Annotated in this window: 12 protein-coding genes and 2 rRNA genes (1 of these 14 only partly in view); 5 read left to right on the top strand and 9 right to left on the bottom strand. The window is 53.6% G+C overall.

Annotated elements, in window-relative coordinates; all coding sequences use genetic code 11:
• Positions 1 to 20 precede the first annotated feature (20 nt).
• The 3 genes from HCH_RS07235 to HCH_RS07225 form a co-directional block, all read right to left on the bottom strand.
• Positions 21 to 2,321: a hypothetical protein gene (locus tag HCH_RS07235; protein ID WP_011395524.1), complete on the bottom strand. Its 2,301-nt coding sequence runs from the start codon at positions 2,319 to 2,321 to the stop codon at positions 21 to 23.
• Between the two features lie 2 nt (positions 2,322 to 2,323).
• A complete protein-coding gene (locus HCH_RS07230) occupies positions 2,324 to 4,126 on the bottom strand; it encodes an ATP-binding protein (RefSeq protein WP_011395523.1) in 1,803 nt (600 codons plus the stop codon).
• Between the two features lie 162 nt (positions 4,127 to 4,288).
• Entirely contained in the window at positions 4,289 to 5,182 is an 894-nt protein-coding gene (locus HCH_RS07225; protein ID WP_011395522.1) for an ArgP/LysG family DNA-binding transcriptional regulator, read from the bottom strand.
• A gap of 188 nt (positions 5,183 to 5,370) precedes the next feature.
• Here HCH_RS07225 and HCH_RS07220 point away from each other — a divergent pair, with 188 nt between their 5' ends.
• Positions 5,371 to 5,976 carry a LysE/ArgO family amino acid transporter gene (locus HCH_RS07220; RefSeq protein WP_011395521.1) on the top strand — a complete coding sequence of 202 codons (606 nt, stop codon included), beginning with the start codon at positions 5,371 to 5,373 and terminating at the stop codon, positions 5,974 to 5,976.
• A 10-nt stretch (positions 5,977 to 5,986) separates the two neighbouring features.
• Here the strand turns inward: HCH_RS07220 and HCH_RS07215 are convergent, their stop codons facing one another.
• From HCH_RS07215 to HCH_RS07200, 4 genes are all read right to left on the bottom strand, one after another.
• On the bottom strand, positions 5,987 to 6,934 hold the full coding sequence (locus HCH_RS07215) for an XdhC family protein (protein ID WP_011395520.1): 948 nt from the start codon (positions 6,932 to 6,934) through the stop codon (positions 5,987 to 5,989).
• Between the two features lies 1 nt (position 6,935).
• Positions 6,936 to 9,122, bottom strand: coding sequence for a xanthine dehydrogenase family protein molybdopterin-binding subunit (locus HCH_RS07210; RefSeq protein ID WP_011395519.1), 2,187 nt, complete (start codon positions 9,120 to 9,122; stop codon positions 6,936 to 6,938).
• Between the two features lie 9 nt (positions 9,123 to 9,131).
• The gene (locus HCH_RS07205) at positions 9,132 to 9,590 is read right to left on the bottom strand and encodes a (2Fe-2S)-binding protein (protein WP_011395518.1); all 459 of its coding nucleotides are present in this window, start codon (positions 9,588 to 9,590) and stop codon (positions 9,132 to 9,134) included.
• 213 nt (positions 9,591 to 9,803) lie between these two features.
• A complete protein-coding gene (locus tag HCH_RS07200; protein ID WP_011395516.1) occupies positions 9,804 to 12,092 on the bottom strand; it encodes a hypothetical protein in 2,289 nt (762 codons plus the stop codon).
• 289 nt (positions 12,093 to 12,381) lie between these two features.
• On the opposite strand from HCH_RS07200, the gene HCH_RS07190 reads away from it, so the two are divergent.
• Genes HCH_RS07190 through HCH_RS07175 form a run of 4 tightly spaced genes read left to right on the top strand, consistent with a single transcriptional unit; the run spans position 12,382 to position 16,014 of the window.
• The gene (locus HCH_RS07190) at positions 12,382 to 13,539 is read left to right on the top strand and encodes a M48 family metallopeptidase (RefSeq protein ID WP_011395515.1); all 1,158 of its coding nucleotides are present in this window, start codon (positions 12,382 to 12,384) and stop codon (positions 13,537 to 13,539) included.
• Between the two features lie 54 nt (positions 13,540 to 13,593).
• Positions 13,594 to 14,256: a TIGR00266 family protein gene (locus tag HCH_RS07185; RefSeq protein ID WP_011395514.1), complete on the top strand. Its 663-nt coding sequence runs from the start codon at positions 13,594 to 13,596 to the stop codon at positions 14,254 to 14,256.
• A gap of 10 nt (positions 14,257 to 14,266) precedes the next feature.
• On the top strand, positions 14,267 to 14,950 hold the full coding sequence (locus HCH_RS07180; RefSeq protein WP_011395513.1) for a TIGR00266 family protein: 684 nt from the start codon (positions 14,267 to 14,269) through the stop codon (positions 14,948 to 14,950).
• Between the two features lie 11 nt (positions 14,951 to 14,961).
• Positions 14,962 to 16,014: a TIGR00266 family protein gene (locus HCH_RS07175; protein WP_041598489.1), complete on the top strand. Its 1,053-nt coding sequence runs from the start codon at positions 14,962 to 14,964 to the stop codon at positions 16,012 to 16,014.
• A 416-nt stretch (positions 16,015 to 16,430) separates the two neighbouring features.
• Here HCH_RS07175 and rrf read toward each other — a convergent pair.
• Positions 16,431 to 16,543: ribosomal RNA gene (gene rrf / locus HCH_RS07170) — 5S ribosomal RNA — on the bottom strand.
• A gap of 117 nt (positions 16,544 to 16,660) precedes the next feature.
• A 23S ribosomal RNA gene (locus tag HCH_RS07165) occupies positions 16,661 to 17,563 on the bottom strand (it continues 1,988 nt past the right edge of the window).

Genomic DNA, 17,563 nt, shown 5'->3' with positions numbered 1-17,563 from the left:
CTCGCCGCCCTTCTTGCTGACTACAGATCGTACTTTTCCTGAATTTCCATCTGCGCTTCCAAAGCAGCTTCATCTCCCAGCTTTTCCAATAGATCCGGCCAAATCAGAGGATGCTCCAGCTCAGCGGAAAACCCGCTCAGTAGCGTATTGACGGCCTCCAGATCTGCGCCGATAGGGACTGCGATGTAGATATATATCCCAGGCAACTCTGCGTCGTCCTCCAGATACAGGATATACTCTTCGTTGCTGCGACGATCAAAATACACCTGCAGCTCCGCAAGGCTATTCTGCAAGCGCTCCAGATTTTCATCGCCGGGATGCGCGCCATCAATGGCGAAATAGTCATATTCAGGGGCTTTGAGGACATGCACTACGGAAAACAGCAAAGTGTAAAATCCTTCGCTATCACGCATTCCGCCTTCTTCATCTTCCTGATCCAGTTTGTTCAAGGGCGCGGCGTCAAACACCACTTCGCATCCGAAGCGTTGAGGCTCACCCAACCTAGCCAAACCAATAACGCGAGCAGTGACCGGACCATTACGCACCGCCAGATAATCCCGCGTTTCTCCATCCTCATCGATAAAGCGAACTCTCACATAAATGCTGTCTTCATCAATTGGTCCTTCGCCTTCAGGCGCGTTCATCCCTAAGGCATGCATGGATTCCCTGACGCAGGCCCAGTCGCCGGCTATCGTCGCAGGAACCATCCGATCCCAATGCAGATCGCTTTCCTCCGGGTCCAACTCAATCAGACGCGACCACCAGTTAACGGACTCCTGAAAGCGACCCACTTTCATCGCCAGTCGCGCAGCGGCGGCAATAGCAAAGCCTGCGTCAGGAGAGCGATCAATCAATTTGCAGACATACTCGTAGGCCTGTTGCGGGTCGCCATTTGAATAGAAGCGCATTTTCAGCCAGCACAAACGGCAAAAAAGATCATCTTCTAAGGTCGGGTCGATTTCCGCACCGAATTCCCGCAAAAATTCGTCTGTATGATCCTGATCGATGAGAATATTGCCGTAAGTCATCAACAACCGTGGAGTGTGAAAACCGGATTTCTCTCGCAATACCGCAAGCGCCGCCTCACTCCAGCCGCTGGCGTCCAGGAGTTGGGTGTATTCGAGCAATACTCGCTCGTCATCCGGCCACTTCCGCAATGCGTCCGCAGTCATCTCCAACGCCGCTTCACGGGTTTCCGCCTGCTGCTCAAGGAACTGCTCGATTTCAGCAAAATCCCATGGCGTTCTTTGCGATTCCGCCTGGGTTACCGCTTCACTCAGGGCGGCCAGCTCCTCTGCGGCGCCGCAATCCCGATGTAGTTGCTGAACCGCTTCGGCTACACGCTGGGCGCATAAGCGGGCGATAGCGACGGCTCCTCGATTGAGCGCCAATCGCGCCTGCACCATCCCAAGATTGACGGTGTCCCGCCATGCTTTACTGTCGTAGAGTTCCGAGACCATGGCGTTAATTTGCCAATCCAACTCTTCCGAGTTGGCGCTGACTTGCTTGGACGCCAATACTTCCTTGGTTTTGATCCAGGGTTCAAAAAAAGCGGGCGAAAGCATGGTCTCTTCATAGCTTAGCAGTGCTTCCTCCGCCTCTTCAGCACGTTCAAGCAGCGCCAGACACCAAGCCAGATAGTTCTTTCTGCGGCGCTCGAAATGCTCTCCGCCGCCATCGTTTCTGGCTTTACGCGCCAGCTTTTCTGCTTCTTCGTATCGGTGCAGACCTATCAGGGCGTCCAACTGACAAAACAACATGTTGGTGTCATCAGGGGAGCGATGGCTGGCGGTCAACGCCTTTTTCTGCTCGCTGATAGAGGCCAGCGCATCCTCGAAGCGCCCCGCGTCAATCAATGCACTGTTGTATTCGCCGCCAATACAGGTGAAACAGGGCCAGGTCGCATCGATTCTGCTCATGGTTTCCTGCGCCACAGCCAGTCTTTCCTCTACGTAGCCGGGACCATCGGTTATCGCATAGCAGCAGGCCAAATCCTGCACTGCACAGATGCTTTGCGGGCAGTCACGGGTTTCTTCGCGGTGGGCGAACTCCAACAAATCCACCGCCTCGCCCAACATGGCCTGGCCTTTGCGCCGGGTCAGCACCTGACTTTGCAGATGCCAATGACGGAAATAGATCTCCAGCCACTTATCGCCGTTCTTGCGCGCCAGGCTCAGCGCTTCCGGGAATAGCGCATCCACTTTGTGGTGCTCATCATTCACCGAATAATGGGAAATGTCGTAGACAAAATCCGCCAGACGATGCTCGCCGCTGTCTGTCAGCGTCGAAACGCGTTCATGGACCCAATTCCAAATATCCATCGTTACTCCCCTTTGGTAATCGCCAGCAGTGCATCGCTGAAGCGTTTGAGTTCGTCAGAAAAGTTAGAGTCGCTATCGTCGACCTGATGGGTTAACGACTCCATATAGGCCCGGACAGCCACCGCCAAGTGGCCTGCCGCCTCCTGCGTCCCGTCAATCATGGCTGCAATCAAAGGCGAATTCAGGTTGACGTACAGACGCCGTTCGATTTCCGCTGAGATAGCTTGCGTATGTAACCGCGCCAGACTCAACGCCGCCGAGCCGATGCGCTTGTCCGCCTCATCCCGCTCAATTCGTTTCTTGAGCGCCACATCCTGATCGTGGATGACCAGCAGCGGCACATGAGCCGGCTCAAAACGCGCGCAGGACAGCGCCTCATTTTTACGCAACAAGAGCGCGGCCAGTTTGTCGTGAATCGCTTTATCTACCGTCTCTTCCGTGAACAGTTTGGTTTCCCCATCGCCGCTACCCAGAATGTGAGCTTTCAGGTGATTCCAGTGCGCATACTTCTGACAAAAACCGGACGCGGCATAAAGATAACCCGAAACCAATGGCTTCATTTGCGCCCGGAACAGCAACTCTTCCTGGCTGTTCTTGTCCTCATTCCGGATGTAAATCACGCCGCCGCTCTGCTTGAGGTAAGCAGGAAGCGTCACATCGCCAATCGTAGTCGGTATTTTCAGGTCGTTCTGCATGACCTCGAACAAACGGTCATCGCTCAGCGCCGCTCCTAACAGTGTCTGGTTGTGTCGGCTGAGAATACGGCGCCACACGCTACTTTCGTTGGCGGCGATGGTTCGCAGGCCCTCAATCAGCGTTTCGGCCAGGAAGTCGCGAATTTCATAAAAGCGCTCGTTCTTCTGAATATCTTCACGGCTCGCCGTCGGAGACAGCGCCACCGACTCCACGACTCCGCCGGCGAATCCCGCCCAAAGCGGCAACAGTTCACGACATTCTCCCGTGATAAACATACTGCGCACGAACACCGAGATATTACGGTAGTCTGAGGTGGCGTAGCCGCCGCGGTCCTGTACCCAAAGCAGCCCTTTCAGACTCCAGGGGTTATTCTCAGGAATGGGAATGGCGCACAAGGGCTCAAAGGCGCCTTCGAAAATGGCGGCGAATTCCAGGCGTCGCTTCTTACGCTGCAATTCTGAGGTGGCGGCGTCCAAGCGCCAGGGCGCCACAAGATTGTTGACCTGCACGTCGTCGTTATTAAGAAAAATGGGAACGCGCAGCAGACAACAGTAGCGTTCAATCAGCCCCTGCAATAAGTCGCTTTCCGCCAAGTGGTAAAACTCCTCCCGCAGGTGAAGCTTAACGGTGGTTCCCACCTGCGCTGGCGCAGTGGCGGAAATGGCGAATTTTTTACCGCCGGCGGTGGAGAAATACCACGTCTGCTCCGGCGTCTGGTAGGACGTTGTCCAGACTTCCACTTTCTCCGCCACAACATAGGCGGACAAAAAACCCAGCCCGAAATATCCCACCATGTCCTCATTGTGGGAGCTGTCCCGCAGCACACGGGTATAGCCGGAACCGATAGTGGCGAGATATTTCAGCACTTCCTCGTAGGTGAGGCCGGAGCCGTTATCGGTGATGACAATCTGGTTGCGGTGGCTATCCGCCTGGATGCGGATGGAGAAATCGCCGTCCCGGCCTGTCTCCAGCCGGGAACGCACGCAGGCGTCATGCGCGTTTTGAATAAGCTCCCGGATCGCCACAGCGGGAGTGGAATATAAGTTACGACCCAGCACCTCCAACAGTCCGTCGAGGTCAACCTGGGTTTGATGAAGTTCACTAGCCATGAAATAACTGCTTTTTTATTAATTGGAATCTAACAATTGAGCGCCGATATGAGCGAATATGGAGCCCCATCGCCGCGCACGAAAAGAAAATAATGTTCAGTATGTGTACTTGGTTACGGGATCACATCCATTATGAGAGTAGGTCAACTTTGCAGGAGATCGCTATTTAACCTTTATTTCGCCCTGATTTAAAGGGATCGCCGTACATAAATGCCGAGTCAGGCCTTCCAGCATGTCCCCACCCTGCCGCCAGTAATGCCAGTACAACGGCACTTTCTGCGCATGTTCTACCGCTACTTCCACCAATCGCCCCGCCATCACTGACTCCTGCGCCTGAATCTCCGGCATCATGCCGTACCCCAGCCCGGCTTCCGACATGCGGATGAACCCTTCTGAAGAGGGGCATAAGTGAAACGGAAACGCGCCCTGATAGCCCAGGCTGTGCAACAGGCGGTGCTGCAATTGATCGTCAGGACCGAAATTAATGACCGGCGCGACCGCCAGCGCGTCAGCGGTCAGCCCCAGCGGGAAATAACGGGACATGAAACCAGGGCTGGCGTAGGCGCGATAAACCAAGGTTCCCAAGTAAACGCAACGGGAGCCCTGCACCGCCTGCTCGGCGCTGCATACACATCCCGCTACGTCGCCGTCGCGCATCCGTTTGAGCCCAATATCCTGATCTTCAATCACCAGATCCAGCAGCACGCCTTCGCGCTGGCAATAATCCCCCATCACAGGAAACCACCAAGTGGCGAGGCTATCGGCATTTATCGCAATGCGCAGGCGTAGCGCCTCTGCGCCTAGCGTCGGTACATCCTGCAACAGATCGTGCTCCAGTAGACGCACCTGCTGCACATGATTCAGAAGACGTTTTCCCAGATCGGTGGGCGTGAGCCCTGGGGAGCGGATCAGCACGGGTTGTCCCAATCTCGCCTCTAACAGCTTGATGCGCTGAGAAATCGCAGACTGGGAAATCCCCAGCAAGGCGGCGCCCTTCTCAAAGCCCTGGCCTTCCACTATCGCCGCCAGCGCCTGCAGTAATTTGTAATCCAGCATGATCAGTTTTTCTAATGAGAGGTTAGTATTATTTGTTTTATTAATATTTAGAAACACCCTAATCTTCAATGCAGACAAACGCAAGGCGCCTGCGACAACCTGAATCACAACAACGTACATGACTATAAACGTCCATAACGACAAAACGTCTATAGCGGCAATGTACATCACAAAAAGGTGTTAACTGCATGTGGCAGAGCTATTTCAACGGGTTTAGCCTTTCTTTGGGAATTATCGTCGCCATTGGCGCACAGAACGCATTCGTATTAGCGCAAAGTCTGAAGCGAGAACATCACTTTCCCGTCGCCGCAATTTGCGCGCTGGCGGATTTGCTGCTGATTATCGCCGGAGTATTTGGCATGGCGGCGCTGTTGCGGGAGTTCCCCCAGATTGCAGAATGGGCGCGCTGGGGAGGCGTTATTTTTCTCACCGCTTATGGGACGTTTTCCATGAAGCGGGTGCTCTACCCTGGAGCGGGCCTTGAAGCGGAGGGCGCGGTTAAGCGTAACCTCAGCATTGTCGTGGCGACCACTCTGGCGGTGACGCTGCTCAACCCCCACGTTTATCTGGATACCCTGTTTTTGATCGGTTCGGTAGGAGCCCAACAGGCCGCGCCCGCCGCTTACGCCGCCGGCGCAGCGTCAGCATCGATCATCTGGTTCTTCGGTTTGGCCATCGCCGCCGCCGCGCTGTCGCCCTGGTTGTCGCGCCCTTCATTTTGGCGTCTGGTGGATGCGCTGATCGCGGTACTCATGTGGCGCATCGCCTGGGGCCTGTTTCAGAACGGCGCGTAACGCGCCGTTTTTATGCGCGGCGGGAAATAATTTCGGCGAGAATCGAAATTGCAATCTCCGGCGGCGATTTACCACCGATATTCAACCCAATGGGTCCTTTGATTCTGTCAATCTCAGTTGTGCTGACGCCTTCCTCCGCCAACTGCTCGCGCCGTAGGGCCTGCGTCCTCAGGCTTCCCAATGCGCCAATATAGAAGCAGTCCGTGCGCAGCAGGTTGCGCAAAATGGGAAGCTCCCATTCATGATCGTGGAATAACAGCGCCGCCGCCGTCCAGGCGTCGCTCCACCCCTCCTCGAAATGGTCCGGCGCATGCAGTCTGGTCACACCGGGCGGAGAAGATCCAGATGCATCTCCAGGAGAGACCGCCAACACTTCAAACCCCATTGCAGGCGTCAGCATCAACAGCTGTCGAAATATCTCACCCCGTCCAAACGCCAACAGGCGGGTGGTGGGATTATAAACTCTGACAAAGCGATCGCCGTTCGCATAGGAGTCGGAAGCCTGCATTCCTGAGCAGGCTTCCAGTTGCAGATGCACGCCATCGCCGCTGGCTGCGCGCTCCAAGTCCATGCACAACAACGTCGGCTGACGTTGTAGTTGCCGATCTCGCACAGCGAACAACAGATCAGCGCCTACATTAACGTCAATCAGCACATCGATCCCAGAGCCGCAAGGCAGCCGAATATCGAAGAAAGGAGAGTCCTTACCGTAACGCAGCATGCGATTGCGACCGTCCGCCAAAGCGGCGGCGGCTTCATGGGTTAACGCCGCCTCAACGCAACCTCCCGAAATCAAACCTATCGCCACGCCGTCTTCACGCACCGCCATTTGGCTCCCCAGCGGGCGCGGCGAAGAACCATCGACGCCCACCAGAGTAATCAACGCCACCCTGGCGCCCTGAGCCAGCCAGGCGCAGGCCGCAGGTATCACGTTTTCCACAAACATCGGCGCGTTCATATCAGGCGAACAGATTCTTGAATGGAAGACTGCGAGGGATTTCTCCCGTCGCGGCGAACAACGCATTGGCTACCGCCGGCGCCGCCACTGGCGTACCGGGCTCGCCAACGCCGGTGGGCGGCTCCGCAGAGGGTACGATATACACTTCCACATCCGGCATTTGATTCATGCGCAACACCTGATAATCATGGAAGTTGGATTGCTTGACTGCGCCATCCTCCAGGGTGATCTCACTCACCAGCGCCGGCGACAGCCCGTAACCTATGCCTCCTTCCATTTGCGCCCGGATTATGTCGGGGTTAATAGCGAGCCCACAGTCCACCGCGCAAGTGATCTTCACAATGCGAAAGCGGTTATCATCCACCGCCTCTATTTCCGCCACCTGCGCCACGTAGGAATTAAAGGATTCATGCACCGCCACGCCGCGAAAGCGCCCCTTGGGCAGTGGCTTATCCCAGCCGGCCTTTTCCGCCGCCAGCTTCAGTACGCCCTGATGACGGGGATGGCCTTCCAGCAACTTCATGCGGTACGCCACGGGGTCTTTACCGGCCTCCTTGGCCAGCTCATCAATAAAGGTCTCCGTTGAATAAGCTGTGTGGGTCGATCCCACGGAGCGCCACCATAGAATGGGCACGCCCTCCTTGATCGTGTGCAAATCCACCTGCATGTTGGCGATGTGATAAGGCAGATTGGAAGCGCCTTCCACAGAGGTTGGATCGATACCGTCTTTCATCATCCCTTCAAAGCCTGTGCCGGAAACAATCGACTGACCGACAATGCGATGACGCCAGGCGGAGGGGTAACCGTCCGCACCCAAGGTCGCGGATATCTGATGCACATACATGGGACGGTAGTACCAGCCACGCATATCATCTTCACGGGTCCACACCAACTTGATCGGAACGGATTCCGAATAGGCCTTGGCGACCTGCGTAGCTTCAACGATGTAATCAGAGTGTGAGTTAGCGCGACGGCCAAAACTGCCTCCCGCCAACAGCATATTGATCTTCACGTTCTCCATCGGTACGCCCAGGATCTGTGAGACCTGCATCTGGTCCCCCGTCTGAAACTGGCAGCCATACCAGAGTTCAGCGCCATTCTCTTTCTTTTGAATCACGCAGTTCATCGGCTCCATCGCCGCGTGGGCCAGAAAGGGAAACTCATAGATGGCGTCAAACTGCTTCGCTCCAGCCGCGTATGCGGTATCGAAATCTCCATTGCGCACGACGGGGGCTCCCGGCTTATTCAGCTCTTCGCGGTACTCTTTGAGAATAGTCTCTGAGCTTTTGCGAAACGCAGCGCTGTCATCCCACTCCACTTTGAGAGCGTCGCGGCCTTTTTTCGCTGACCAGAAGTCTTGGGCCAATACCGCCACGCCAGCGGGTATCTGCATGACAGAGACAACACCGGGAACCTTGCGCGCCCCCGAGTCATCAACACTTTTGACTTTGCCGCCCGCTTTGGGTGAATGGGCGATTAAAGCGGTCAGCATACCGGGAAGTTGTACATCTTGAGTAAAGATCGCAGTCCCATTGGTTTTACCCGGATCTTTACGCACCAGCTTCTGACCAATCAGACGAAAGTCCTTGGGATCTTTCAACGTCGCCGTTTCCGGCACCGGCTGCATGGCCGCCAGTTCCGCCAGATCTCCGAAGCTGGCTTGCCTGGAGGTTCCGCTGTGGCTCACTTTGCCGGATTCGACCTCGATCTCCGCAGCAGGAACCTTCCACAAAGTCGCCGCCGCAGCGACCAGCATCGCCTTGGCTTTGGCTCCCGCCTCCCGCATCTGCTGGTAGGAGTTCGCCATGGCGGTGCTGCCGCCAGTACCCTGGAATGGCCCCCAGAACAGGTTGTTATAACGCTTGGCGTCGGCTTCTGCGCCTTCGACAACGACCTGAGACCAATCCACATCCAGTTCTTCCGCCAACAAGGTGGCGAGGCCGGTATAGGTTCCCTGCCCCATCTCGATGTGCTTGCTGATCACGTATACTTTATTGTCCGGACTGATGCGAACGAATGCGTTGGGAGCGAAGTTCTGACTGGCCGCCTCGCCGGCGGTTTTCCCCGGACCAGACTCCGCTGCGCCGGCCAAAGAAGGCAGTGATAGCGCCAACGTCAGTCCCGCTCCGCCCAGAGTGGATTTGCTGATAAAGGAACGGCGGCTCAGGCTGGGATTCATGGTTTTCATAGAGCCTCCTTACGCTATTTTTTCCGCTGCGGACTTGATCGCAGCGCGAATGCGGACATAGGTGGAGCAACGGCAGATATTACCTGACATAAAGCTGTCGATATCACTGTCGCTGGGCTTGGGATTACTTTGCAGCAGCGCCACGGCGGACATGATCTGTCCGGACTGACAGTAACCGCACTGCACCACCGCCTCTTCCTCCCAACTCTCCTGCACCGCCTTGGCGACTTTCGACTCCAGTCCCTCTATCGTGGTGATAGACTGTCCCTTTACTGACCCAACCGGCGTCACGCAAGAACGAATCGCAGCCCCGTTCATATGCACTGTACAGGAGCCGCATTGCGCCATACCGCATCCGAACTTGGTCCCGGTCAAATGCAGATGATCCCGGATCGCCCACAACAAAGGCGTATCCTCAGGCACATCCAGCGAGCGCTTTTCTCCATTAATAGTCAGTTCGATTCCCATAATCGCCCCCCACAGAGTATTCGTTGATTCTTTATATCCCTGACCCGGGATGTGGTTGATAGGCATACACAGCTCAGTAAAGTGTAGTCCCTGTCAGACAAGAGCAACTACATCATTCCTGCGGGAGACTTGCCTAATACTGCGGAATTGGGGGAAAAGGAAGAAGTAGAAAGGGGCGGAAAAGAACTTCCCGCCCGAGGAAAAAGTTTAACTTTAGTCAGTCACTACAGGAGCGTAGCCATTTATTTCAATACGTTCGTCTGACTTTGTCACAACCATATAATCGCCTTCGCTACCAAACACCGCGATTGGAGCGCCTTCATATTCCTGTTCAGCAATTTTCTCGAAAGCAGGGTTCAATTCCGTCAAGAGTGTCCCGCCACCTTCTTTCTCCGACACAGTCAGAAGACCACTGTTTTTCGTCCAGGTAGCGCCGTTTAACGAACTCAGAGGCAAGCTAACGGCATTGGTCAGCTGGCGCCCCACCTCCTCAAAGCTGTATACAGCCCTATCGATAAGCAACAGATCTTTGAATGGGTTGTACGCTAAAAAGCCGGCTGATACAGGACCATCGACTTGAGCGATGTAATCCAAATATCCAGAGCTGGAAAATGAAATCATGAGTTCAGGAAAGTCGTGCGAGAAAAAGTATAAGGCATCGTCTTTGCCCGAAGCATACCAACCATTCAAGGCCGGCGGCGCACTGGTAATCAGACCTTTAGCCAGAATGCGGCCATTGTTGTCGTACAACCAAGCGCCTTCTGACACTGGAGACGCCATTACGATAACCGCATCTCCTCCGGCTATTATAGTGGTGGGATTGCCGACCATGTATGCAAAAAAGCGATTCTCATTTTCCTCATCGAAGTATCTGATTTCACCATTCTTGTACAGAACATAAAGCCGCTTAACGCTATCGGAATAACTCATATCGACAACAGGCTGACTTAATCGCCATGGATTTTTATATTCATGGTCGACAGCGGACCAACGATAGATGGCGTTGCGATCGCCATTCAGAGCAAACACATCCCCTTGCCGATTACCCTGAACGATTGTCGCAACAACCTCAGAATGCATTCTCGCGATATCACACAGACTGACGTCCATGGGCGCGCCATGCTCAATCAGAGCGCATGACGAATCATAGGGATAGTAGTCCAGGGACAACCCTGTCGTCGTATCTGCATCAGTGAAACCGGGGTTCCATTCATCGGGATAGCCGTCGTTATCAGAGTCTTTAGAGGCGGAGATGTCCGCTGGAAAAGCATCTTCACGATTTGGTGCGCCATCGCCATCATCGTCCAGACGGATATCGTAACTATAAATAGATGTTTCACCGTCATCTCCAACCACAAGCGCCACTTGATTTCCGGCGTCAACCAACGCCTTTGCTACTCCCGGGTATATCCGGTAGTCCACTACCTGGCGAGAATCGCCCCATCTAATGAGATAGGTTTTTCCCTCATGAATGTACGTCGCCAGAATATGTCCTTCAAGCCAAAGAGTTTGATTGTATTTGTACTCCCCAAACCCCAAAGCATCAGGGTCAGTAAAAGGACTTCTAAGCTTAGTTAGAGCTGAGTCTCCGTCTGAGTCACTAATTTGGGCCCGTAGATCAACCAGTTCCCCTCCGTCAGGACTCAACGAAAAATCTCCATCTTCCAGGCACGTCGCCAACTCGGATGAGTGCTCAATTATCGCGGTATCCTTGTTGTAGCGCCTCCAATAGAGGCTGCCTTTAGTCACATAATCACCTGATCCGCACGCATAGTATTCCGTGCCCGGAAATGTCTGGTGGCCAAAGAAATAAAGACGACCAGCCTCAGAATTCCATTGCAGAGTGTAAAGATGATCATCAATAGAAGTACTGCTCTTAACTTGCCCGACTGCGTCCAATAAATAGAGAACATCTGGGCTGTAGTAAGGATCGCGGTCACCAGGGACCACAACCCACAAATCGTCGTCGGCCGCGACAAGTTTAATGATATTAAGGCCAAGCTTAGCGAAAGGGCGTTCTGTTTTATCTTTAGTAATATTGATCGCCGTAATTTCGCCGTTCTCATGCCCTAAAAGCAGACGCTCTTGTGACGCGGAATATTCAAAATCGGAAATTGGATTTAACAGCGTAATAGGATTGATATAGCGCTGGGTAGCCAGATCCCATCTATATATCTTGCTTGTATCCTCACTACTTAGAACATACAAAAGACCGGAAGGCCCCGCCTTAAATATATCTGGAGAGCTTACCGGCTCCCAATCTTTCGTTCGGCAATCTTCAGATAGATCAGCTTGAGTTCCGACAGGGGCGTCACAGGGATTAGAAGGATTGCTCGTGTCGTCAGAAGTATCTCCTTGCTCCCCGCCAGTTTCCACACTTCCGCTATTGCTGTCATCGCTACTCGAAGTTCCGCCTCCGCCTTCACCACCGCCACCACAACCAGGCAAACAGATAAGCGCTCCTAAGAGCAACAAAACAGACAAATAACGGGGCAGCATCATAACTTTACTCTAACTTCCACAGACTACATTTGAATAAAAAGCGCGCGATTCTAGCATGCCGTGTATTAAATAGTCAGTGAAAACAAGATAGTTCATCACAATAAAGTGACCGCCTTAACATACGGGTCACGACGTTTGCGCCAGCTGAAGTTTGCAACTATTTTAAATCAAAGCCTTTTTCCCCGTTTCTGCTTTACGGCGATTAAGAAAGAGGATTTAATTCCGTCCCTGACAACTTGTCCTTTTTATTACTCTTCAGCACTTCAGAATTTCATACAGGAAGGGATGAATGGAACCAACGCAAACTTATCAGGCCCATGCGTTTCACGAGCAATTCAATAACGGCAGAGCTTCCGGCTCCCTGACGGTGTCCGACGGGTTCATTGAATTCTCCAATGGCGAGAGTAACGTTCGCTTTCCTGTCACTGGCGCGCAAGTCAAAATGGGCGGCGCCAGTGATAGACTGGTTTTTATCACTCACCCCGATTTTCCCGAGTGGAGCCTCTACACCAGCGACCGCAGCATCCTCAACCATCCAGCCCTGCACCAGGACAATCATCTGCAGGGCCAGCTTCGCAAAGCGCGTAATGTACGCCGTATTAATTGGACCGTGCTGGTCATCGTCGTAGCGTTGATCATCGGAACGCCGCTTTCTGTTGTCGTTTTTATGGATAGCATCACCGCCGTCGCCGCAAGACAGGTTCCCGCCGAGTGGGAAGAGAAACTGGGCAAAACGGTATTCGGCCAGTATCAGATAGAGAACGAGCTACTTGAATCCGAAGATGGCAAACAGGCGGTCGCTGCGCTTACCGACCCACTGATCAATGCCGTTAATGACCAGCGTTACACTTATAAGGTTTACGTGTCTAACTCATCCGATATCAACGCCTTCGCGTTACCGGGAGGATACATCGTTATTAACTCCGGACTGATATTGGCGGCTGATAACGCCAGCGAAGTTCTTGGCGTCATGGCCCATGAAATTTCACATGTCACGGAACAGCACGGAATACGCAATATCATGGGGGCCGCCGGCACTTACGCGCTGGCTCAGGCTGTGTTCGGCGACGTCAGCGGTTTGCTGGCGACAGTGGCTAACGCCGCGCCGCTGTTGCTAAACCAGAGCTACTCAAGAGGATTTGAGTCAGACGCCGACACCAAGGGGCTGGAATTACTAAAACGCGCCAATATCGACCCCAAAGGCTTGATTACCTTCTTCGATAAAATCATCGAAGAAGAGAAAAAGCGGCTTGAACAGATTGAAGACGAGGACGCCAGGGACCTCATGAAAGACACCATGGGCTTCTTAAGCTCTCATCCAGCCACTGAGGATCGCATCACTGATCTTCAGGAGCAGATCAGCGATCAGGATGGCGACTATCGCAATCTGGAGCCGGAGTTCCAGAGACTGAAGCAACTGGTCAAAGAGTTTGTGGCGGAAAAATAGAGTCCGCTCCCTCGAAATACGAAGAAACAAAGTTATCGACAACGGAGATAGCGCATGAAGGCAGAGATAAAAGGAGGCGCCGCGTTCGGTTACGTGGACGTCGAACTGGAGCCTGGCGAGCAGATCACGGCTGAGTCCGACGCCATGTCCAGCATGTCGGCGGATCTGGATATGGAGACGCGCACCAATGGGTCGTTTTTTATCGCCATCCTTAGAAAATTTCTGGGGGGCGAAACCTTTTTCATCAACCGCTTCAGCAACAAAACCAACGGCGTACGTAAATTGACCCTGGTGCAACCCACTCCTGGCGAAGTGCGCTGCGCAGAATTGAACAATGAAACCCTGTGCTTTCAACCCGGCGCGTTTCTGGCGGCGACAGAAGGCGTTCGCCTTGGCGTGCGCTGGGCCGGTTTCAAATCCTTCATCGCCAAGGAAGGACTGTTCAAGCTAGTGGTTTCCGGCACAGGCAAAGTCTGGTACGGAGCCTACGGCGCCTTGTTGGAAAAAGAGATTGATGGCGAATATATCGTCGACACCAGTCACCTGGTGGCTTATGACCCTGGTCTGAGCCTGCACATCCAGCTGGCCGGCGGCCTGTTCTCCAGCTTCTTTGGCGGCGAAGGATTGGTAACCCGGGTCGAAGGCAAAGGCAAAATCATCATTCAAACTCGTAGCATTTCCGGTCTGACCGACTGGATCAACCCGAAACTTTTCTAAGGGGCGCACTATGGACATCGAACTTATCCATCGCCCTGGCAACACCGCGGCGAAAGTCAAATTGGCTCAAGGTGAGATCTGTACGGCGGAATCCGGAGCCATGATCGCGATGAGCGGCAATATGGACGTCACGACGACAACACATAAGAAGCAAGGCGGCGGCCTGATGAAAGCGATCAAACGCATGGTCGCAGGCGAATCTTTGTTTCTTAACCATTTCGAACCCAAATCCGGCGACGGAGAAGTCTGGTTCGGGGCTACGCTCGCAGGCGACATGATGACCTATGATCTGGACAACGAAAGCCTAATCGTTCAGGGCGGTTCTTTCATGGCCTGCGAACACAGCGTGGAAATCGATTTGGGCTGGCAGGGCTTCAAATCTCTCCTCTCTGGGGAAAGCGTTTTCTGGCTGCATATGAAAGGTAAAGGCAAGGTCCTGCTTAACTCTTTCGGCGCCATATACCCCGTAGAAGTCGACGGTGAGTATATCGTGGACACCGGCCATATCGTCGCATTCAACGAAACCTTGGACTTTACGATCACCAAGGCGGGTAAAAGCTGGATGCATTCGTTTCTAGGCGGAGAAGGGCTGGTTTGCAAATTCCACGGCAAGGGCACGGTCTGGTGTCAATCGCACAATCCATCCAGCTTCGGATGGGCGATGTCGTCAGGCTTGAAGCCGCGTAAAGCTTAAGGAGAGTGATGATGAGTACAACAGCATACCAAGTCACAGTTACCGGTGAGCTCAACCCCGGCGTTACCCGGGAAAGCGCAGTAGAGGCTTTCGCCAAACTGTTCAAAGTTGCGCCGGAGACCGCTGAACAAATATTTTCTCGCGCCCCGATGGTCGTGAAAAAAGGCTTAGATGAGTCCACTGCGGATAAAATTCAGATGGCGCTGAGTAGAATCGGCGTACAAAGCCAAGTAGGAATGAGTGAAGCGTCCTCTCCTGCCCCCGTCGCAGAGGAGGAGCTGAAGCCAGGCAATGAGATTACCAGGCCAGTTCCGCCTCCTCTGGAGCCTGTACCACAGCCTGCTCCCCCAGGCACGGTCGAGCCTGAAGCGACCATTGATCAGGGGGAAGAGCAACCGGGCTTTAAATTCAAAATCGAAGGTCGCCCTGACTTCGCCTTCCTGACGGTGAAAGTACCCGGCGGCAAGACGCTCAGAGTAGAAGCCTCCGCAATGGCGACCATGGACACCAACATGGTCATGAAGACCAAGGCGAAAGGCGGCCTAGGCCGCTTCTTAACCTCCGAGTCCATTTTCATCAATGAGTTCACCGCTCAAAACGGTCCTGGCGAAATTGGCATCGCGCCAGCTTCTCCTGGCGATCTGGCGCACGTATTTCTGCGAGGAGAAACTATCTTTCTGCAGAACTCCGCATTTGTCGCCTCCGATATGGGCGTAACGGTGGAGACCAAATGGCAGGGACTGACGAAAGGTTTCTTCTCAGGCGAAAGCCTCTTCCTTATTCGGTGTAGCGGCGATGGCGACCTCTGGTTCAACACCTATGGCGGAATGATCATGCTGGACGTGGATGGCGACTATGTCGTGGATACCGGCAATATTGTCGCCTTCACAGAAGGGTTGGAATACAGCATCACCAAAGTCGGCGGCTATAAATCCCTGTTCTTCTCTGGAGAAGGTTTTGTCTGCCGCTTCAGCGGCAAAGGCAAAGTATGGATACAGACCCGTAGCGTACAAGCCTTCACCGGCTGGGTTTACCCATTCCGTCCGGTACAGAACAAGGGATAACCTTTTCTCTGTTCAACTTTGCTTCACTTGCCGGATTACTGGCAAGTGAAGCTTTTTGGTCCTAATTTCTTCATCAGGCCGCATATCTTAAAGCGGATTACCACATCTCCATCATTGCACATGCCCATAGTTGTCCAATCATTCCTACAGAGCTTCAGCTCTGTACTAAATAAAACGCCTGCTAATGGTATACGGGGAGTTAGATAAGGACGAGGAAGGAAGGGTAGCGCACGTCCTCGCACATCGCTTGACAGACCTGACGCCGCATCTCGAAGAGCTGGAATCGCGCTCGAGGGACTTTCACTGAGCGTTGAAGGAAGGTTGTCTTAGGAGGATGGGGATAGATGATCCAGCACAGCTGGTGTTCTTTTGACATAAAAAAAACCCGTCACGGGGACGGGTTCTTCGTATTAAGAGCCTGACGACGACCTACTCTTGCATGGGAATCCACACTACCATCGGCGCTGGACTGTTTCACTTCTGAGTTCGGAATGGGATCAGGTGGTTCCAGTCCGCTATGATCATCAGGCAAAACCGTTAAGCTTTGTCTTAGTTCTAGCTTGTCTAGTTGGCGCTTGGTCAGAAGACCTTTAACTTGGATAAGCAGTTATACTCAATCAATACCGGTAAATTACTTCGGTGTTATATGGTCAAGCCTCTCGGGCAATTAGTACTGGTTAGCTCAACGCCTCGCAGCGCTTACACACCCAGCCTATCAACCTCGTGGTCTACAAGGGCCCTTTAGGAGGATCAAGTCCTCAGGGAGATCTTATCTTGAAGGGGGCTTCCCGCTTAGATGCTTTCAGCGGTTATCCCGTCCGAACGTAGCTACCGGGCAATGCGATTGGCATCACAACCCGAACACCAGCGGTTCGTTCACTCCGGTCCTCTCGTACTAGGAGCAACTCTCCTCAAATCTCCAACGTCCACGGCAGATAGGGACCGAACTGTCTCACGACGTTCTAAACCCAGCTCGCGTACCACTTTAAATGGCGAACAGCCATACCCTTGGGACCGGCTTCAGCCCCAGGATGTGATGAGCCGACATCGAGGTGCCAAACACCGCCGTCGATGTGAACTCTTGGGCGGTATCAGCCTGTTATCCCCGGAGTACCTTTTATCCGTTGAGCGATGGCCCTTCCATACAGAACCACCGGATCACTAAGACCTACTTTCGTACCTGCTCGACGTGTTTGTCTCGCAGTTAAGCGCGCTTTTGCCTTTACACTAACCGTACGATGTCCGACCGTACTTAGCGCACCTTCGTGCTCCTCCGTTACTCTTTTGGAGGAGACCGCCCCAGTCAAACTACCCACCACACAGTGTCCTCGACCAGGATTACCAGTCAGAGTTAGAACCTCAAACATGCCAGGGTGGTATTTCAAGGATGGCTCCACGAGAACTGGCGTCCTCGCTTCAAAGCCTCCCACCTATCCTACACAAGCAGGTTCAAAGTCCACTGTGAAGCTATAGTAAAGGTTCACGGGGTCTTTCCGTCTAGCCGCGGATACACTGCATCTTCACAGCGATTTCAATTTCACTGAGTCTC

The sequence above is a fragment of the Hahella chejuensis KCTC 2396 genome (genome assembly GCF_000012985.1).
Taxonomy (GTDB): Bacteria; Pseudomonadota; Gammaproteobacteria; order Pseudomonadales; family Oleiphilaceae; genus Hahella; species Hahella chejuensis.
This window is presented reverse-complemented; position numbering and strand designations above follow the sequence as displayed.